Raw genomic sequence first — 20,527 nt, 5'->3', positions numbered from 1 at the left:
ATTCATCATATGAAAGTAGCTATATTTTGTGGAAGTAGATCCGATAAACCAACGATGAAAATTTCGGAAGAAATACTAAATAAATTTAATATAAAAAATCAAACTTATGTTATATCTGCACATCGCTTACCAGATATATTATCCCATACAATAAGAGAAATAGAATCTGTAAAAGAAGTGGAGGTTATTATTGCAGGAGCTGGATTATCCGCACATTTACCAGGAATAATAGCTTCAAAAACTATTTTACCCGTTATAGGGGTTCCTATTTTGGATAAAAAAAATGGATTATTAGGTGGAATGGATGCTCTTTTTTCTATTGTTCAAATGCCTAAAGATGTTCCTGTAGCTACAGTTGGAATCAATAATGCCTATAACGCGGCCTTATTATCCGTTCATATATTAGCTGTAAAATACAAAGAAATAAAAGAATCCTTGTTGAAATTTAGAAAAGATAAACTATTCACTAAAATAGAAAAATAATTATGAGTATCGATAGTAGTAGAAGAAAAAAGTTATCAGAAGGAAAAACAAAAAAAATATATGCTACAGATAATCCACATAAGATTATTATTCATTACAAGGATAGCCTCACGGCTTTAGATGGATTAAAAAATATATTTTTACAGAATAAAGGAATTTTAAACAACGAAATAACAACATTCATATTTAAATTTCTTAATTCTTATGGAATAAAAACTCATTTCATTCGTAAAATCAATGAAAGAGAACAATTATGTCATAAGGTGGAGATTATTCCATTAGAATTTGTTGTTCGTAATATTGTTTCTGGAAGTATGTCTAGGCGTTTGGGCATCAGAGAAGGAACCCCAATAAAGAATACAATTTTTGAAATATTTTATAAGAATGATGTATTGAAAGATCCATGGATAAACCATCATCATGCTGTATTTTTAAATATAATTTCTTATGAAGAATTGAATAAAATCAATCGAATTGTATCTAGGACTAACGATATTCTTAGAAAATATTTTTTAGATAAAAATATTATATTGGTAGATTTTAAAATAGAATTTGGAAAGGATCAAACAAAGAAAATTTTACTTTCTGACGAAATCAGTCCGGATACATGTCGTCTTTGGGATAAAAAAACTATGACAAAACTTGATAAAGATAAATTTAGGAGTGGATGCAATGAAGAGGTTATTCTTAATACTTATATGGAAATCTTCAAAAGATTGAATGAAAATTCATCTTAATTTAATCCATTTAAATTTAAGAAAGGGACAAATATTTTCTTTTTACAGAAAAAAAAAAGAGGATGTCTCAATTATTTCCTATTGATAAATTTCATGAGGAATGCGGTGTTTTCGGTATTTATTCCAATCATAAGATAGATACATTTTCTCTCATACAGTTTGGATTATTTTCCTTACAGCACCGAGGTCAAGAAGCTTGTGGTTTCTCTGTTTTACGAGATGGTTTTATTTTATCTCATAAAAGTGAAGGTCTTGTTTTGGATTCCTTTCGAGAAATTTCAAATTCTGAATGTTATCATGGAAATGCTGTTATTGGACATACACGTTATTCTACAGAGGGGGGACAGAGCAAAAAAAATATTCAACCATTCTTTGGAGAAAATTCTTATGGAAAAAGTACGATTTCTATCGTACACAATGGAAATTTAGTAAATGCTAATAAAATTCGTAATAATCTAGAATCAAAAGGAATCAATTTTATATCCAATTCAGATTCAGAAGTTATTTTACGTTTAATACAAAAATATTTATCAAAATATGATAATAACCTAGAAATAGCTGTTCAAAAAACAACTCTTGATATTCAAGGAGCCTATTCCGTAATAGTTCTTATGGATAATAATAAAATTGCGGCTTTTAGAGATCCAAATGGAATTCGTCCCTTATGTTATGGTATGCTAAATGAAAAAACGTATATATTTAGTTCTGAAACTTGTGGAATAGATTCTGTAGGGGGTTATTATGTAAGAGATTTATTCCCAGGAGAAATGGTCCTAGTAGATAAAAAGTCTATTCATTTTACTATTCTTAGAAAAAATAGACATACAACCAAACGAAGAATATGTTCCTTTGAATATATTTATTTCTCTCGTCCTGATTCTATAATTGACAATATCAACGTTTATGAAATTCGTGAAAAAAGTGGAGAAAGACTTTATCATCAACATCCAGTAGAAGCAGATGTTGTTATTGGTGTTCCAGATTCTGGGGTCCCAGCATCTATTGGATACTCTAAAGCATCTGGAATTCCTTTTAAACCAATTTTAGTAAAGAATAAATATATTGGGAGATCTTTTATTCTCCCTAAACAAGAAATTCGTGAAAAAATGGTTAATTTAAAACTAAATTCTATCTTAAATGAAGTAAGAGGAAAACGTATCGTCATTATTGATGATTCGATTGTTCGTGGTACTACAAGTCGTAGATTAGTTTATATATTGAAAAAAGCAGGAGCAAAAGAGATTCATTTCAGAAGTGCTTCTCCACCTATTATAGCTCCATGTTATTTAGGAGTAGATACTCCAAGTCAAAAAGACCTAATCTCATACAATATGGATAAGGAAAGTATAGCTAAATTTCTAGATGTAGATAGTTTAGAGTTTTTAAGTATGACCAATTTAATCGATGTTCTCGGAAGCCAAAATTATTGTTTTGGTTGTTTTACTGGAAGCTATCCGATTCATAAAAAAAAATGATTGTATATTAATGTATAAGTGGTAATAAATTCATCATGAAAGAAAATCATCGTAGTCCCATATCTAAAATCAGTAAAATTTTGGAAAAAACTTATAACGATAATGTTATTAGCACATTGGATAATTTTTCTTCTCTTTATAAAATGTCTGTATGTGGATACAAAGAACCTGTTTTAGTATCTGGAGTAGATGGAGTAGGAACCAAACTTCGTTTGGCTATTGATTATAAGAAATATGGGATAATTGGAGAAGATTGTTTCGCTATGTGTGTCAATGATGTATTATGTCATGGTGCCCAACCTTTATTTTTTCTAGATTATTTAGCGTGCGGAAAACTTGATGACAAGGTAGTAGAAAAAATTCTACAAGGTATAGCTATCTCCTGTAAAAGGAACAATACGTGTTTTATTGGTGGAGAGACTGCTGAAATGCCTGGAATTTACAAGATTAAAGATTATGATGTAGCGGGATTTTGTGTAGGAATTGTAGAAAAAAAAAACATTATAGATGGAAAAAAAAACCTTCAAGAAGGAGATGTTTTAATTGGAATTCCTTCCTCTGGGGTTCATAGCAATGGATTTTCTTTAATTAGAAAAATTTTTTATACGGAGGATTTGTTGATGCAACAATTTCAAAAAAAACCATTTTATGAGACTCTTCTAATTCCAACTAGAATTTATCATTTGACTATTCATCTTTTATTAAAAGATTTTTTAATACATGGATTGGTTCATGTTACTGGAGGTGGAATATACGAGAATTTATTTCGTGTTATTCCAGAAAATTTGGAAGCTATAGTAGAGAAAAAAAAAATCCCTATTCCACCTGTTTTTAATCATATTCAAGAAAAAGGGCTTTTATCTGATCAAGAAATGTGGAATACTTTTAATATGGGAGTAGGAATGATTCTAATAGTTTCTGTTAAAGACAAATGTCCTATTTTGCAAAAATTACGTTTATTAGGAGAAAAACCCTTTGTATTTGGTCATATGATTAAAGGAAATAAAAAAGTTTTTTTGAAATAAATTCATATGAAAAAAATAGCTATTTTAGTTTCTGGAAAAGGAACAAGTATGCGGCATATTCTACAATCTATTACCGATGGAGTACTTCATGAAAAAATTAAAGTTAATTTAGTGATTGCTGATAGAGACTGTGAAGCCATTCAATATGCATTGAAAGAGAATATTACAACTTTTTCTTTAGCCAATACTAAAAATTTATCCAAAGAGATAGACAATCTTTTGTTAAAAGATATTCCAGATCTTATAGTACTTTCTGGTTTTATTTCCATATTAGATGCAGAATTTTGTAAAAAATGGGAAGGAAGAATCATCAATATTCATCCATCTCTCTTACCTAAATATGGAGGAAAAGGAATGTATGGAATGAGAGTTCATCAAAAAGTTTTAAAAAATAAAGAGAAAATATCAGGAGCTACCATTCATTATGTCACAAAGGATATTGATTCTGGAAATATAATTTTAAGAAAATCATGTAGGATTTCTTCACAAGAAACTCCTATCTCTTTATACAAAAAAATATCTCTCATAGAAAAAGAGATTCTCATTCAATATTTGACTTATTTTATTGGGCTCAATTAGAATTAATTGAATTGTTGTTATGAAAAGAGCTTTAATTAGTGTTTATGAAAAAAATATAGAATTATTCGAATTTGTCAGTTTTTTGGATAAAAAAGGATATCGAATTATTTCTACTGGTGGGACCTATCAATATTTAAAAAAACATGGAATATCTAATATTCTAAAAATAGAAAACATCACCTCATATTCTGAAATATTAGATGGAAGAATAAAAACTATTCATCCATATATTTATGGGGGGATTTTGGCTAATCGTTCTATTGATGCACATATGGAATATCTTCGTTTTCACAAGATCCATCCCATTGATATTGTATTGGTAAATTTCTATCCATTTTTTGATAAATTATTAAAGGGAATAAATCCTTCATTGATTGAATTTATTGATATAGGAGGGCCTTCTATGCTTCGAGCAGCAGCAAAAAATTTTTTTCATGTTACCCCTATCACCGATAAAAACGATTACCTATTAGTGAAAAGGGAAATTGATACCTATGGTGAAACTTCATTAAAATTAAGAAAAAAATTAGCAGGAAAAGTATTCAATCTAACTTCTGCTTATGATTCTGCAATCTCTCAATATTTTTTAATGGAAGAAAATTTTCCTCCTTATTTACATTCTTCTTATGAAAAAAAGATGAATCTCCGTTATGGAGAAAATCCTCATCAAAAAGCAGCTTATTATGTTAGCACTATTCACCATGGAGCAATGCGTAATTTTCATCAATTACATGGAAAAGAACTTTCTTTTAATAATTTAAGAGATATGGATATAGCTTGGAAAGTCGTATCTCAATTTTATGAACCAGCTTGTTGCACGGTGAAACATACGACTCCTTGTGGAGTTGCATTAGGGAAGAATGTTATTGAGGCTTTTAAAAAAACTTATTATGCGGATTCTATTTCTTCTTTTGGAGGAATTATGGCCTTCAATGTTTCCATCACAAAAGAATTAGCTAAGGAAATAAATCGTATTTTTTTAGAAGTTATTTTAGCTCCTAGTTATGAAACAGATGTATTAAGTATTTTAAAAAAAAATAAAAAGAATCTAAGAATTATTAGGATAAAATACCCTATTTCTGATCAACTAGAATATGTGAAAATAGATGGAGGAGTATTGGTTCAACAAGTTGATCATTTTTTTTCTTATGATTATAAAATAGTCACAAAGAAAAAATTTTCCGAACAAGAAATAAAATCTTTATTTTTTGCTCAAAAAGTGGTAAAATATGTAAAATCTAATGCTATTGTCGTCGCTAAAGGAACACAAACTTTAGGAATCTCTGGAGGTCAAACGAATAGACTTTGGGCTGCTCGTCAAGCTATAGAAAGAGCTTTAGAAAAAAAGAAAAAAAAATTAGTCCTTGTTTCTGATGCTTTTTTTCCTTTTCGTGATGTAGTAGATGAAGCCGCTATTTCTGGTGAAATAAAAGCTATTCTTCAACCAGGAGGATCTATTCGTGATGAAGAATCTGTAAAAGCTTGTGATGAATATGGTATAGCTATGGCTTTTACGGGAAAAAGATATTTTAAACATTAATATTATGAAAGTTTTAATTCTTGGAAATGGAGGACGTGAACATGCTATTGGAAAAAAAATTTTCAAAGATTGTCACTCAGTGGATCTTTATTTTTATCCTGGGAATGGAGGAACCAATCAAATAGGAAAAAATATTGAGGATCATCATACAACATTGGATTTGTGTTTATTTGCTAAAAAAAATTCTATAGATCTAACTATTGTAGGATCTGAAACTTTTCTATATGATGGAATTGTAGACGTGTTCAAAAATTTCGGATTAGCAATAATGGGGGCACATTACCTTGCTGCTAGACTAGAGGTAGATCGTGTTTTTTCTAAATCATTTATGAAAAAATATGGAGTACGTACTCCTAAATACAAAGTTTTTTCTTCCTATCAAAAAGCTGTAGATTTTTTAGAAAAAACACATTATTCCGTAGTTATAAAAACTAGTGGAATAGCTGCAGGAAAAGGAGTGATATTAGCGAAAAATAAAACTGAAGCAAAAAATGCTTTAAATTCTATCATGATAGATAAAAAATTTGGAAAATCTGGAAATACAATTATCATAGAAGAATTTTTGAAAGGACAGGAATCCTCCATCATATCCATATTTAATGGAAAAGAGATCACTCCTTTTTTATCTGCTAAAGATTATAAAAAAATAGGAGAAAAAGAAACAGGAAGTAATACGGGAGGAATGGGGACTATAGTTCCTAATCCATATATGACCAATGAGGTTTGGATGGATTTTAAAAAAAATATATTGACTCCAACTTTAGAAGGTTTACTTTTAGAAAAATTAACTTTTTTTGGATTTATTTATTTTGGATTAATGATCACTTCGAATAATGTATACTTATTAGAATACAATACTAGAATGGGGGATCCTGAAACTCAAGCTTTATTGCCTTTAATGAACAGCAATTTTTTTCATATAATACAGTCCGCTCTTCTTCAAAAAAAGGTATCTATTTCTTGGAAAAAATTATGTTCTTGTTGTGTTGTTTTATCTTCAAAAGGATATCCTGAAAAATATGAAAGTGGAAAAATTATAAAGGGATTAAATTCTTTAATGGAACCTTTTTATATTGCTGGAGCTAAAAAAGAAAAGGAAAGATGGATAACGTCACATGGACGTGTTTTAAATATGGTAGGATTAGGGAAAACTATGGATGAGGCTATAAAAATGGCTTATAATAAGGTAAAAAAAATTCATTTTGAGAACTTATATTATCGAAAAGACATTGGATTATAAAGACTTCATTTTGGTATTGGATTTTGGTTCTCAATACAGCCAGATAATTACAAGGAAAATTAGAGAAATAGGAGTATATGCACTTTTATGTCCTTATTCTCTTTCTATTCGTAATATTTTATCAAAAAAACCAAAAGGAATTATTTTATCAGGAGGGCCTTTTTCTGTTTATGAGAAAAATCCTCCATTAATATCCAGAAACATATTCCAGTTAAATATTCCTATACTTGGAATTTGTTATGGAATGCAACTTATTTCTTTTCTTTTTGGAGGAGAAATAGAACAATCCAAATATAAAGAATATGGAAAATCCAATTTTATTATAGATTGTTATAACAATGATTTATTCCATGGAATACCTAAGAAATCTATTGTTTGGATGAGTCATTTTGATGAAGTGAAAAAGCTGCCAAAAACATTAAAAGTGATAGGACATACTTCATCTTGTTCTATTGCTGCTTTAATTCATGAGAAGAAAGATATTTATGCCGTTCAATTTCATCCAGAAGTGAGTCATACAGAATTCGGAATTTCTATAATGAAAAATTTTATTCTTCATATTTGTAAATGTAATCTTAATTGGAAATTAAATCATTTTGTACTCGATTCTATTGTAAAAAAAATAAGAAAACGTGTAGATAGTAAAAAAGTCATATTAGGTTTTTCAGGAGGAATAGATTCTTTTGTAGCCGCTCATATAATTCATAAGGCTATTGGAGACTCTTTACATTGCATTTTCGTTGATACTGGGTTACTTTTAAAAAAAGAAAAAATATCTTTTTTATGTAAAAAAATGAATCTATTCGTTAAAATAATAGATGCTAAAAAACGTTTTCTATCCATTTTAACTGGAATAACTGATCCTGAAATGAAAAGAAAAATTATCGGAAAAGAATTTATTTCTATTTTTCAAAAAGAATCCGAAAAAATTAAAGATGTAGAATTTTTAGCACAAGGAACTATTTATTCGGATGTGATTGAATCTTCTACATCATCATCATTGATTAAATCTCATCATAATGTAGGAGGATTACCTCATTTAATGAAATTAAAACTTCTGGAACCCTTAAAATACTTATTTAAAGATGAAGTGCGTAAAATAGGTAAAAAATTGGGAATTCCAAAAGAAATCTTATATCGTCATCCATTTCCTGGTCCTGGATTGAGCATTCGTATTCTTGGAGAAGTCAATCAGAAAAAAATTTCCATCCTTAAAAAAGCGGAAAGTATTCTTTTACAAGAATTAAAAGATTATGATCTTTATGAATCCGTAAGTCAAGCTTTTATCATCCTATTACCCATAAAATCTGTAGGAGTTATGGGAGATAAAAGAACATATGAATATACTGCTGTATTACGTGTTACAAATACAGAAGATTTTATGACTGCTACTTTTTCACATTTGCCTTACAATTTTTTAGAAAAAATTTCGAATAGAATTATTAATGAAGTAGATGGAATTAATCGTTTGGTATACGATATTACTTCTAAACCTCCAGCAACTATAGAATGGGAATAAATTTTATTACATCATCATAGAAACAAGATTGGATATATTTTTTTTTAATTCATTTCTAGAAGAAATTAAATCTATAAAACCATGTTCCAGAAGAAATTCTGAAGTTTGAAAACCCTCTGGAAGGTCTTTTCCAATAGTTTCCCTAATTACTCTAGGACCAGCAAATCCAATAAGAGCCCCTGGTTCCGCTATGTTTACATCTCCAAGTAAAGCATAAGATGCTGTAACTCCTCCTGTTGTTGGATCTGTAAGAACGGATATATAAGGAATTTTTGCATCACGTAATTGAGTTAATCTAGCTATTGTTTTAGCCATTTGCATTAAGGAAAAAGAAGATTCCATGATTCTTGCTCCACCAGACTTAGATATTAATACATATGGAAATTTCTTTTCAATACAATATTTTATAGCTCTAGATATCTTTTCTCCTACTACGGAACCCATAGAACCTCCTATGAAGGAAAAATCCATACAGGATATCACCATGTCAATGTCTTTCATTTTTCCAACTCCCGTTCTAATTGCATCGTATAAATTTGTTTTTTTTATTGCTTCCTTTATTCTATCTGTATATTTTTTACTATCTATCCATTTTATAGGGTCTTTACTAATCATTTTAACATTCATTTCTGAAAATTTTCCATTATCGAAAAGGATTTCAAAATATTCTTTGCTATGAATTCTTACATGATATCCATCTTCTGGACTCACATAGGCATTTTTTTTTAGTTCTTCCGCATCTATAATTTTTCCACTTGGAGTCCTATACCAAAGGCCTTTTGGAAAATTTTTTCTATCTTCTATAGGAGTAATAATATTTTTTTTCTTTCTTAAAAACCAAGTCATTATAAAGTGTTAATATTATTCATTAATTCAAAGTATTTTTTCAGAAGTGACTTGAATGATTTTTCTCCTTCCCTAAGCCATACTCTAGGATCATAATATTTTTTATTTGGAAGATATTTTCCTTTTGGATTTCCTATCTGTTGCTTTAAATATTCCTTATTTTTATTCATGTAATCTCTAACCCCACAGGTAAAAGCATATTGTAAATCTGTATCTACATTTATTTTTACCACTCCATAACTAATAGACTCTTGAATCTCTTCTACAGAAGATCCTGATCCTCCATGAAAAACAAAAAAAACTGGTTTTTCTTTAGTATCAAATTTTTTTTGTATATATTTTTGGGTATGGTTTAATATAACAGGACGAAGTACCACATTTCCAGGTTTATAGACTCCGTGTACATTTCCGAAGGAAGCAGCTATAATAAAATTTTTACTGATTTTCATCAATCTTTCATAAGCATATGAAACTTCTTTTGGTTGAGTATAAAGTTTATTGTTTTCTATATGAGAATTGTCCATTCCATCTTCTTCTCCTCCCGTTACTCCAAGTTCTATTTCTATGGTCATATTAATTTTATTCATTCTTTCAAAGTATTTTTCACAAATACCAATATTTATTTCTAAAGATTCTTGAGAAAGATCCAACATGTGAGAACTAAATAAAGTTCTTCCAAAATGTTTATAATGTTCTTCATTAGCATGTATTAATCCATCTATCCATGAAGTATTTGGTTTAGAACAATGATCTGTATGAAGAATAACAGTAGATTTATAATATTTTGCTAATTCATGAATATGTTTGGCACAAGCTATAGATCCTTTTATAGCCGCTTTTTGTTCCTGATTACTTAACCCTTTTCCTGCATGAAAAGTAGCTCCACCATTAGACAATTGAATGATTACAGGAGCATTTACTTCTGCAGAGGTTTCCATTACCGCATTCATTGTATTAGATCCAATAACATTTACAGCAGGTATAGCAAATATTTTTTCCTTAGCATATTCAAATATTTCTTGAACAAGACTACCAGTTGCTACTCCATAAGGAAATTTTTTATACATGTATTTTTTTAATTTAATATGGAAAAAAGAATATCCAAAATTATGATTCTTTTTTCAAATTTATGCAATTAATAATTGATGAGAGGTCTAATATTATTCATTTTTTTTTACTTTTTGGCTTATTTGATTCTATTATGATTCTTCCAGCTACATTAAAAATATATAACGCATCAGCAGGTTCTGGAAAAACTTCTTTTCTAGTAAAAAATTACCTTACCATTCTATTTCAAAGTTCTCATTATGATGAATTTAAACATATTTTAGCTTTAACCTTTACAAATAAGGCCTCTGAAGAAATGAAGAGAAGAATTCTACAATGTATAAAAGAATTTTCCAATCAAACAATAAGTAAGGAATATTACTTTTTGTTTGATTCTCTTAAAAAAGATTTAAAATTGACAAAAAGTCAACTATCCGAACATTCTAAAAAAATATTATCTGAAATATTATACGATTTTTCTTCTTTTTCTATAAGTACTATAGATAAATTTACTTACCGTACTATTCGATCTTTTTCAAAAAAAAATATGGATTTAGAAATGGATCCTCATAATTTTTTATGGAATGTTGTAGATAATCTATATAATAAATTAAAAAATTCAGAAAAATGGTCCCATATTTTGGGACAATTTTCTTTAGAGCAATTAAAAAAAGGAAAAAATTGGGATATACGCAAAGAATTATTTAAAATAGCTCATCTTCTAGTAGAAGAAAATAGTTTTTTTCCTATAAAAAAAATTAAAGAAAAATCTTTGGATGATTGGATTTTTTTAAAGAAAACTTTGTTAAAAAGAACAAAAGAATTTGAAAAAAAATGTAAAGAACAAGGGGAAAAATTTTTTGATTTACTGAAAAAAAAATCCATTCAAAAACATTCATTTCCTTATGAAGATTTCCCAAAATTTTTTCAAAAATTACGTATGGGAGATATAATATTCAATACTTTGAATAAACGTCTTGAAAAATCTATTCAAATAGGAATATTTTATAATAAAAACACTAGAATAGATCAAAAAAAACTGATAAAAGAAAATCAAAAAGAAATACTTTTCTTATATCAAGAAACAAAATTTTTATATGATAAATATATTGACTCTTATATTTTAGATAAACTTTTTTTAAAAAATTTTAATTTTTTATCTATAATACATGAAATAGAAAAAGAAATTCATTCTTTAAAAGAAGAAAAAAATATTCTTTTATACCCAGAATTAAATAAAATACTTCATGAAAGGATTATCCAAGAACCCTATCCTCATATTTATGAAAAAATTGGGGAAAAATACAAACATTATTTGATCGATGAATTTCAGGATATTTCATTGTTACAATGGGAAAATATTCGAATATTAGTTGAAAATGCTTTATCAGAAAATGGATCAGCAATGATTGTAGGAGATCCTAAACAATCTATATATAATTGGAGAGGTGGGGATTCTAAGTCTTTGATTCATATAATTTCTTCTTCATCTAAATCTTATCATAAAGAAGTATTCACTATAGAAACTAATTTTCGTAGCTATGAAGAAATTGTAAAATTTAATAATTCCCTTTATCAATCGGTATATAAAATTTTTAATTCTACTCTTTATAAATATAATAAAACTAAACAAAAAGTATTCAAAAAACCTGGAGGATATGTTGAATTAAATTTCGTTTGTTTGGGTGAAATTAATTACAAACAATATATTTATTGTCAAATAAAAAATAAGATACAAAAATTATTAAAACAGAGATACAAATTATCGGATATAGCTATCTTAGTAAGAAATAATGAAGATGGAAATTTATTATCTGAAAAACTTATGGAAGACGGTTTTATGGTCAATACTTCCGTTTCGCTTCTTATTAAAAATCATCTGGAAATAGAAATAATTGTACATTTTTTTTATATTCTTTTTAAACCTCTTTGTTATCAAAAAAGAGCTACTTTAATTTTATTATTATTGCAAAAAAAATTAATTCGTACTAAAAAAGAAGATCATGATTTTCTTATAGAAACTCTTTTTCTTCCATTGAATCTTTTCTTAAAAAAAATTGTTGGTTCAAAACAACATTCATTAGATTTAAAAAATTTATACAATCAATCTATATACAATATAGCAGAACAGATAATTTCTATATTTGGATTATTAAATTCATATAACACTTCATCTATCTATTCTTTTTTAGATTTCGTTCATAGGTATATGAAAATCGTAGGAAATTCTATTGTAGATTTTTTGGAATATTGGGAATATAAAAAAGAAAAAGAAAGTATCATTATTTCTGATGATCAGAATATAGATGCTATTCGAATTATGACTATTCACAAATCTAAAGGATTGCAATTTCCTGTAGTCATTCTTCCTTTCACCGATTGGAATATTGTCTCAAAAAAAAAGGAAGGAACATGGATAGATGTATGTCCTAATTTATATCATGGTTTGGATTCTATCTATTTAGAAGAGATACAACCGTATTTTGAACAAATAGATGATAATTGTATCATAAATTCTTATGAAAAATATCTATCTAAGATAAGATTTGACAATCTTAATTTATTGTATGTTGCTACTACCCGTCCCATGGAACAACTCATTATTTTTGCTAAACATGGAAATGATAAATCTGTATCGTTTTATATTAAAAATTTTCTCAAGGAAAAAAAATTATGGAAAGAAACGAAATTACAGTATTCTTTTGGAATAGAGAAAAAAAATGATTAAAAAATATTTCATTTTATTTTACATGCTTTTCCGCATGATAAGAAGAACGAACTAGAGGTCCACTCTCTACATATTTAAAACCCAATTTTAATCCAATTTTTTTCAATTTTTGAAATTGATCTGGTAAAACAAAAGAATGTACGGGAAAGTGTTTGAAAGAAGGTTGCAAATATTGTCCTATTGTAAGAATATCTACTTTAGAGTCTTTTATATCCTTCATGGTTTCCAATATTTCTTCTATTTTTTCTCCTAATCCTAACATGATTCCAGTTTTTGTCCGAATATTTTTATTTTTTTCCTTAATGTATTGTAATACTTTAAGACTACGATCGTATTTCGCTTGAATACGAATTTTCTTTGTTAACCTAGGAACAGTTTCTACATTATGAGAAATTACTTCCGGTTTGGAAGATATTATTTTTTCTATGATTTTTTTTTCTCCCTTAAAATCAGGTATCAAGGTTTCTATTGTTATAGATGGATTGATATCTTTGGTTAATTGTATGGTTTTTCTCCATATAGAAGCACCCATATCTTTTAAATCATCTCTATTCACAGAAGTAATAACCACATGTTTAATTTTCAATATTTTAATGGATCTTGCTACTTTTTCTGGTTCTTCCCAATCTACGTTTTCAGGACGTCCTGTTTTTACTCCACAAAATCTACAGGATCTTGTACAAACATTTCCCAATATCATAAAAGTAGCGACACCTTTTTCCCAACACTCTCCTATATTAGGACAACTTCCACTTTGACAAATTGTATTTAATTTATGTAAGGCCACTAATTTTTGTAATCTATTATAATTCTTTCCAATAGGAAATTTAACTCTTATCCAATTAGGTTTTTTTTGAATTAAATTCATGATTATTTTTTAGTTTATAATTAAAAATATAATTTTAAATACAATAAAATCAATTTTTTTTATAAATTTGTCATACTTTTTCTTGTGTTTTTTTTTATCTTTTTATGGAAATCTTAGTACGAGATATCGCTAAAGAATTAGAAGGTTTAGCTCCTATAGAATATGCAGAATCTTATGATAATATAGGATTAATAGTCGGTTCATATGATCAAAAAGTAAAAAAAATACTGATAACTTTAGATCTTACTGAAGAGGTACTTTCAGAATCTATAAATAAAAAATGCAATCTTATCATATCCTTTCATCCTATATTTTTACAATCTATAAAAAGTTTAACAGGAAAAAATTTATCAGAAAGAGTTGTTATTTCCGCATTGAAAAATGATGTATCCATTTATGTCATTCATACTAATTTGGACGTAATATGGGAAGGATCTACTTCTTATATATCAAAATTTTTGCAATTAAATAGAGAAAAGGTAATTTTTCCTAAGAAAGGAACTATAAGAAAATTAACAACTTATGTCCCAGTTTCTTATGCTGATAAAGTTAGAAATTCTTTATTTGAGGCAGGAGCTGGAAATATTTCTAATTATAGCCGTTGCAGTTATAACTTTGATGGATTTGGAAGTTTTATGGGGAATGAAAATTCTAAACCTCTTTTTGGTAAAAAAGGAGATTTTCATATGGAAAAAGAAACTTGTATTAACGTGGTTTTTCCATTTCATAAATTAAATATAATTAAAGAAGCTCTTTTTAAAAGTCATCCTTATGAAGAAGTCTCCTATGAGATTTATAATATTGAAAATATTAATCCCTATATAGGTATAGGAATAATAGGATATTTACTGGAAGAAATGAATGAATATGATTTTCTTCTTTATTTAAAAAATAGAATGAATTTGCTCTGTATTAGACATTCTCCATTCATAGGAAGAAAAATTAGAAAAATAGCGATGATTACAGGTTCAGGAAGATTTGGTATTGAAACAGCTATAAAAGAGAATGCTCATGTTTTTATATCATCTGATTTTAAATATCATGATTTTTTTAAATCGGAAAATAAAATATTAATTGTAGATATAGGGCATTATGAATCTGAAAAATTCAATAAGAATTTACTAAAATCTTTTTTAGATAAAAAATTTGTTCATATTCCTATTTACGAATCAGAAATTCATACTAGTCCAGTTAAATATTTTTATTAAAAAATATCATGGAAAATAAAATACAAGAAACTGTTACCAAAGTTGCAGATCAATTAAGAGTTTTATACAATCTTCAATTGATAGATTCTCGTATGGATGAAATAAAAAACTTCCGTATAAATATACCCGTGGAAATAAATAAATTGGAAGAAGAACTTGAAAAGGTAAAAATAACATTAAAAGATATTTATGAGGAAATTATTTCTATCGAACAAAATATTGATAAAAAAAACAAAGAAATTAAATACTCTGAGAATTTGATCAAACAATATGAGAAACAAAAGGATAATGTTGTAAGAAATCACAAGGAATTATATTTTATAGAAAAAGAAATTGATTATCAGAAATTAGAAATTCAATTATCTGAAAAAAGAATACAAGAAATGAATCTTAAAATTTATAAAAGTAAGAAACTTTTAGAAAATAAAGAAGAAATTTTTAGAAATCAAAAAGAACATCTTTTTCATAAAAAAAAAGAATTAAATAAAATTTTATTAGAAAATGAAAAAGAAGAAAAAATTTTACTAGAAAAATCTATATTTTTTGCTAAAAAAGTAGATAATAATTTATTAAAAACTTATAAAAAAATAAGAAATAGGGTTAAAAATGGAATAGCTGTTGCTCCAGTTCAAAGAGGAGCTCCATTAGGATCCTATCTTTCTATAACTCCACAAAAGTATTCCGAGCTAATACAACGAAATAAACTTTTAATAGATGAACATAGTGGAAGGATATTAATAGACGAAGAATTAGCTGAAGAAGAAAAGAAGAAATCTTTTGTTTTTTGTTCAAAAAAATAATTAAAAAAATAAATATGTATGGTCGTTACCCATTCTTCTAATGAGATTAGAAAAATAAAAATAAAAAATTTTGAATTATTAGAATCTATATCAAGAAAGAATAAATTTCTTAAAAATTTTTTTTCCGATAAAGCTACTGTCATTATGTTTATTTGTAATCATTGTCCGTATGTCAAACATATTAATCCAGAATTAGTACGTTTAACTAAGGAATATATTCCTAAAGGAGTTTCTTTTTTGGCTATAAATTCTAACGATATCGAAAAATATCCAGAAGATTCTCCTGAGGAAATGAAAAAAATATCTCATCAATTGGGTTATCCATTTCCTTATTTTTTTGATGAAAAACAAGAAGTAGCTAAGTATTATGGGGCTAAATGTACTCCTGAATTTTTTATATTTAACGGTCTAGGAAATTTATGTTATCATGGACAATTAGATGATTCTAGACCAGGAAATGGAATTCCTGTTACAGGAAACGATGTGAGAGAAATATTACAAGATATTTTAGAAGGAATAGAAAAAATAACATATCCAAAAATAAAACCAAGTTACGGATGTAATATCAAATGGAAAGTATAAGATTTTTATGATAATTAGGAATGATACTTAAAAAGTATTCAATTGTTTCGTATAGACTTTTTTCCAATATTCCTCCAGCAGCATTTTTATGTCCACCCCCTCCAAAATGTTTTCTAGCAAAGATGTTGACATCGAAATTCCCTCTTGAACGAAAAGAAACTCTAATCGGAGATAGTTCTTTTTCTTCAAAAAAGAAAACGGAAAAAACAATATTTTTTATTCCTAATCCATAGGAAATAATACCTTCGGTATCCCCTTGTTGGTATGAGTATAAATTTATATCAGAGGCATTAATGCTGGTATATGCTGTACGATATTTTTCTATTACTTTTAGTTTTTTCAAGGCTGTAGACAAAATTTTTAACCTATTTTCGTTATATCTTTCGTGTAAATGATTATAGATGTTTTCAATATTAATTCCCTTTTCTATCAACTTCCCAGCAATAAAATGAGTTTCATAGGTAACAGAAGGAAAACGAAAAGAACCAGTGTCTGTCATTAAACCAACGTATAAACAGGTAGCTATTTCTTGATCAATTTTGTCTAAATCATTCATTTTAGATAGAAATCTAAATACTAAAATACTGGTAGAAGCTGCCGTTGGATCTAAAAACATAAAATCAAAATACAAGGGATAAGGATAAGGATGATGATCTATTAATATTTTTTTTGCTTGAGAATATTCCAAAAAATTTATCAATGTTTTTAATCTTGATGGATTATTGAAATCTATAAAAAAAATATAATCGGAATCTACTATTTTTTTTCTTATAAGGTATTTTTTTTCTTCAGAAAAAACAATAAGATTTTGAATCCCAGGCATCCATTTGAAAAATTCAGAATATTCTGTAGGCGATATTAAATCTACATCATGTTTAAGTTTTCTTAAATAGAGTAAAAGTGCTAAAGATGAACCTAAAGCATCTCCATCTGGATGAGGATGTGGTAATAATATAATTCTTTTTTTATATTCCCCGTTAATACTAGAAAAAAACATATTTATTTTTTTTTCAATCCTAATTCTTTTCCTTTTTTTAACATAAGAAAATAGGCAGAATGAAATTCATTGGATATTCTTCCTTCCAAAATAGATTCCTTAATAAAATTTTTTATGATTCCTATTTTTTTACATGGGTCTATATGAAAAGCATTCATTATATCGTTTCCTGATATAGGAGATTTCCAGTTTTTAATACGATCTCTATCTTCTAATTTTCTAATCCTTTCCATTAGAAAAAATAAATTTTTTTTATATCTATTTTTTTTTTCTATATTCTTTGTAGTAATATCCGCTATACATAGATTGATTAAATCTTCTATATCTTTTCCCATATCAAATAATAATCTACGAAGAGCAGAATCACTAGTGATAGTTCCTATTAACGAAATAGGCCTGTAACTATGCTGAATCATTTTTTTCACATATTTCATAGGTTTCCCTTTTGGTAATTTTAAACGTTGAAAGATATTAGGGACCATTTTTGATCCTACAAATTCATGTGCATGAAAAGACCAACCAGTTTTTGGAAAAAATTTTTTAGTGTAGGATTTTCCTATATCATGAAGTAAAGCAGCCCATCTTAACCAAATAGAATTTTTTTCTTTTTGACTTATATTATCCACTACTTGTAAAGTATGATCAAAATTATCTTTGTGCTTATAACCGTCTTTTTCTCCTATCCCTTTCAATAGAGTGAGTTCCGGTAATATCATTGATAATAATCCAGATTTATATAATAGAAATAAACCTATAGAAGGATTCTTAGATAGAAGAATCTTATTAAATTCTTCTGTTACTCTTTCTATAGCAACAATGTTTATTCTATTTTTATTTTTCTGAATGGACTGAAAAGAAGATTCTTCTATGATAAATTTAAGTTGAGTAGCAAATCGTATAGCACGCATCATTCGTAATGGATCATCCGAATAAGTTCTGTCTGAATTTAATGGAGTCCTTAAAATTTTTTTTTTCAAATCTAATAAACCTCCAAATGGATCTATCAATTCTCCATAATTTTTTTGGTTTAAACTAATAGCTAAAGCATTAATTGTAAAATCTCTTCTATTTTGATCATCCTGTAATGTACCGAAATTTATTATAGGTTTTCTACTATATAAATGATACGATTCTTTTCTAGATCCAACAAACTCTATTTTTTGATTATTATATTCTAACATAGCAGTTCCAAAACGTTTAAATATATTTATTCTAGGAGAAGGTTTTATATGTTTAGATACTTCTTGAGCTAATTTAATTCCTTCTCCTATTGTTAGAATATCTAAATCTTTGTAAAAAAGATGACTACTTCTTCTAAGTAGGAAATCCCGAACATAACCCCCTACAACATAACAATCTTGTTGTATATTTTGAGCAGATTGACTAACAATACGAAATATAGACCGATGAACAGCAGAAATTAAATTCATGGAAATTATACACGTAATATTTTAACCTTATTTGAAATAATTTTTATTATAGAAGAATGATTATAACGGGACTTTTCTTTTCTACGAAAATTCACAGCATAATCAATTTTACTTAATATAGAAGGATGAATATCCGAAAAGTATTTAGGATTTTGAAATCCTGATAAATTGGCAGAAGTAGATACAATTGGTCTATCTAATTCTTTAATCAAACTATTACAAAAAAGATCGTTAGTTAGGCGTATGGCTAAAGTGTTATCCCTTATCAATAGATTATAAATCTTTTTACTAGGATTGTCATACACTATAGTAATAGGTTTTTTTCTTTTTATATGATTATCCTGAATAATTCTCTTAACTAAATTAGGAATTCTTTCTATTAATTCGTATAAACGATCTATTTTTTCTACTAAAACAATCATAGATTTAGAAATATCTCTATTCTTTATTTTATATATTTTTTCTATAGCATTTAAATTAAAAGCATCACACCCCAGTCCCCATACAGTATCTGTAGGATATAATAGAACTTTTCCTTTTTTTAATATTTTTACACTTATTTCTATTTCTTTATGAAAAGACATAATTACACAACAATATGATGAGTTCTCAATACCTCATTTAAAGAGGTTTTTTTATTAGTGCTATATTTTCGTTTTCCTATAATCATGGCACATGGAATATGATATATTCCTGAAGGAAATTTCTTGGGATAAGATCCAGGTATTACTACGGAGTATTTAGGAACTACTCCTTTCATCTCTATAGGTTTTTCATTTGTAACATCAAATATTTTAGTAGAAGAAGTTATAACAACATTTGCTCCTAATACTGCTTCTTTTTCTATAAGAATACCTTCCACTAAAATACATCTAGATCCAACAAAAACATCATCTTCAATAATTACTGGATTCTTTTGTATTGGTTCTAATACCCCTCCTATTCCAACTCCTCCACTTATATGAACGCGTTTTCCAACTTGAGCACAACTTCCTATTGTTGCCCATGTATCTATCATTGTTTTTTCTCCTATATATGCTCCTATATTTACGTAAGAAGGCATAAGTATAACTCCAGGAGAAATATAAGAACCATAACGTGCTATTGCATGAGGAACTACGCGAATTCCCTTTTCTTTAAATTTATTTTTTATTGGTATTTTATCATAAAATTCTAATGGTCCTAATTCTATGGTATTCATCCTTTTAATGGAAAAATACATAATTATAGCTTTTTTTATCCATTCATTTACCCTCCACTTTCCATTTCTGGATTCAGAAACTCTTATTAATCCTTGTTCTACATAATCAATCACATGAATTACTATTTTCTTTATATTACTATCTGTAGACCATGTTTCTTTATTCCAAGCCTTTTCTATTTCTAATTTTAATTTATTCATACTGATAAAAAGCAAAAGTAG

General features: G+C 27.4%; 19 protein-coding genes. 12 read left to right on the top strand and 7 right to left on the bottom strand.

Going from position 1 to position 20,527, the window contains the following annotated elements:
• The first annotated feature begins 9 nt into the window (after positions 1-9).
• The 8 genes from purE (at position 10) to guaA (ending at position 8,598) form a co-directional block, all read left to right on the top strand.
• Positions 10-483, top strand: coding sequence for a 5-(carboxyamino)imidazole ribonucleotide mutase (gene purE / locus MADAR_RS01050; RefSeq protein ID WP_014158686.1), 474 nt, complete (start codon positions 10-12; stop codon positions 481-483).
• A gap of 2 nt (positions 484-485) precedes the next feature.
• Complete coding sequence (gene purC / locus MADAR_RS01045; RefSeq protein WP_014158685.1) at positions 486-1,220, top strand: phosphoribosylaminoimidazolesuccinocarboxamide synthase; 735 nt, start codon at positions 486-488, stop codon at positions 1,218-1,220.
• Positions 1,221-1,282: 62 nt separating this feature from the next.
• A complete protein-coding gene (gene purF, locus MADAR_RS01040; protein WP_014158684.1) occupies positions 1,283-2,695 on the top strand; it encodes an amidophosphoribosyltransferase in 1,413 nt (470 codons plus the stop codon).
• A 35-nt stretch (positions 2,696-2,730) separates the two neighbouring features.
• The gene (gene purM, locus MADAR_RS01035; protein ID WP_014158683.1) at positions 2,731-3,720 is read left to right on the top strand and encodes a phosphoribosylformylglycinamidine cyclo-ligase; all 990 of its coding nucleotides are present in this window, start codon (positions 2,731-2,733) and stop codon (positions 3,718-3,720) included.
• Between the two features lie 6 nt (positions 3,721-3,726).
• Positions 3,727-4,299, top strand: coding sequence for a formyltransferase family protein (locus MADAR_RS01030; RefSeq protein WP_014158682.1), 573 nt, complete (start codon positions 3,727-3,729; stop codon positions 4,297-4,299).
• Positions 4,300-4,318: 19 nt separating this feature from the next.
• Complete coding sequence (gene purH, locus MADAR_RS01025) at positions 4,319-5,839, top strand: bifunctional phosphoribosylaminoimidazolecarboxamide formyltransferase/IMP cyclohydrolase (protein ID WP_014158681.1); 1,521 nt, start codon at positions 4,319-4,321, stop codon at positions 5,837-5,839.
• A gap of 4 nt (positions 5,840-5,843) precedes the next feature.
• Entirely contained in the window at positions 5,844-7,079 is a 1,236-nt protein-coding gene (purD, locus tag MADAR_RS01020) for a phosphoribosylamine--glycine ligase (protein ID WP_014158680.1), read from the top strand.
• On the top strand, positions 7,042-8,598 hold the full coding sequence (gene guaA / locus MADAR_RS01015) for a glutamine-hydrolyzing GMP synthase (protein ID WP_014158679.1): 1,557 nt from the start codon (positions 7,042-7,044) through the stop codon (positions 8,596-8,598). The genes purD and guaA overlap by 38 nt, the downstream gene beginning before the upstream one ends.
• Before the next feature lie 6 nt (positions 8,599-8,604).
• Here the strand turns inward: guaA and accD are convergent, their stop codons facing one another.
• A complete protein-coding gene (gene accD, locus MADAR_RS01010; protein WP_014158678.1) occupies positions 8,605-9,444 on the bottom strand; it encodes an acetyl-CoA carboxylase, carboxyltransferase subunit beta in 840 nt (279 codons plus the stop codon).
• Positions 9,444-10,511: a class II fructose-bisphosphate aldolase gene (fbaA, locus tag MADAR_RS01005; protein ID WP_014158677.1), complete on the bottom strand. Its 1,068-nt coding sequence runs from the start codon at positions 10,509-10,511 to the stop codon at positions 9,444-9,446. The genes accD and fbaA overlap by 1 nt, the downstream gene beginning before the upstream one ends.
• 62 nt (positions 10,512-10,573) lie before the next feature.
• Here fbaA and MADAR_RS01000 point away from each other — a divergent pair, with 62 nt between their 5' ends.
• Entirely contained in the window at positions 10,574-13,219 is a 2,646-nt protein-coding gene (locus MADAR_RS01000; protein ID WP_014158676.1) for an exodeoxyribonuclease V subunit beta, read from the top strand.
• A gap of 13 nt (positions 13,220-13,232) precedes the next feature.
• On the opposite strand, the gene lipA is transcribed toward MADAR_RS01000, so the two are convergent.
• Positions 13,233-14,087, bottom strand: coding sequence for a lipoyl synthase (gene lipA, locus MADAR_RS00995; protein ID WP_014158675.1), 855 nt, complete (start codon positions 14,085-14,087; stop codon positions 13,233-13,235).
• A 104-nt stretch (positions 14,088-14,191) separates the two neighbouring features.
• On the opposite strand from lipA, the gene MADAR_RS00990 reads away from it, so the two are divergent.
• Genes MADAR_RS00990 through MADAR_RS00980 form a run of 3 tightly spaced genes read left to right on the top strand, consistent with a single transcriptional unit; the run spans position 14,192 to position 16,677 of the window.
• Positions 14,192-15,295 (top strand): Nif3-like dinuclear metal center hexameric protein, encoded by a 1,104-nt coding sequence (locus MADAR_RS00990; protein ID WP_014158674.1) that lies wholly within the window; start codon positions 14,192-14,194, stop codon positions 15,293-15,295.
• A gap of 8 nt (positions 15,296-15,303) precedes the next feature.
• Complete coding sequence (locus MADAR_RS00985; RefSeq protein WP_014158673.1) at positions 15,304-16,095, top strand: zinc ribbon domain-containing protein; 792 nt, start codon at positions 15,304-15,306, stop codon at positions 16,093-16,095.
• A gap of 18 nt (positions 16,096-16,113) precedes the next feature.
• On the top strand, positions 16,114-16,677 hold the full coding sequence (locus MADAR_RS00980) for a thioredoxin family protein (RefSeq protein WP_014158672.1): 564 nt from the start codon (positions 16,114-16,116) through the stop codon (positions 16,675-16,677).
• Here the strand turns inward: MADAR_RS00980 and MADAR_RS00975 are convergent.
• From MADAR_RS00975 to MADAR_RS00960, 4 genes are read right to left on the bottom strand one after another with little or no spacing between them, the layout of a single operon-like run.
• Positions 16,661-17,674 carry a bifunctional oligoribonuclease/PAP phosphatase NrnA gene (locus tag MADAR_RS00975; protein WP_014158671.1) on the bottom strand — a complete coding sequence of 338 codons (1,014 nt, stop codon included), beginning with the start codon at positions 17,672-17,674 and terminating at the stop codon, positions 16,661-16,663. The two genes, MADAR_RS00980 and MADAR_RS00975, sit on opposite strands and share 17 nt — an antisense overlap.
• A 2-nt stretch (positions 17,675-17,676) precedes the next feature.
• Positions 17,677-19,104: a CCA tRNA nucleotidyltransferase gene (locus MADAR_RS00970; RefSeq protein ID WP_014158670.1), complete on the bottom strand. Its 1,428-nt coding sequence runs from the start codon at positions 19,102-19,104 to the stop codon at positions 17,677-17,679.
• A gap of 5 nt (positions 19,105-19,109) precedes the next feature.
• On the bottom strand, positions 19,110-19,688 hold the full coding sequence (locus MADAR_RS00965; RefSeq protein WP_014158669.1) for an L-threonylcarbamoyladenylate synthase: 579 nt from the start codon (positions 19,686-19,688) through the stop codon (positions 19,110-19,112).
• Between the two features lie 2 nt (positions 19,689-19,690).
• Positions 19,691-20,506 (bottom strand): 2,3,4,5-tetrahydropyridine-2,6-dicarboxylate N-succinyltransferase, encoded by an 816-nt coding sequence (locus MADAR_RS00960; protein ID WP_014158668.1) that lies wholly within the window; start codon positions 20,504-20,506, stop codon positions 19,691-19,693.
• Positions 20,507-20,527: the final 21 nt, after the last annotated feature.

Source organism: Blattabacterium sp. (Mastotermes darwiniensis) str. MADAR (assembly GCF_000233435.1).
Taxonomy (GTDB): domain Bacteria; phylum Bacteroidota; class Bacteroidia; order Flavobacteriales; family Blattabacteriaceae; genus Blattabacterium.
Note: the sequence above shows the minus strand (reverse complement) of the source record. Positions and strands in the feature narration are given on the sequence as shown.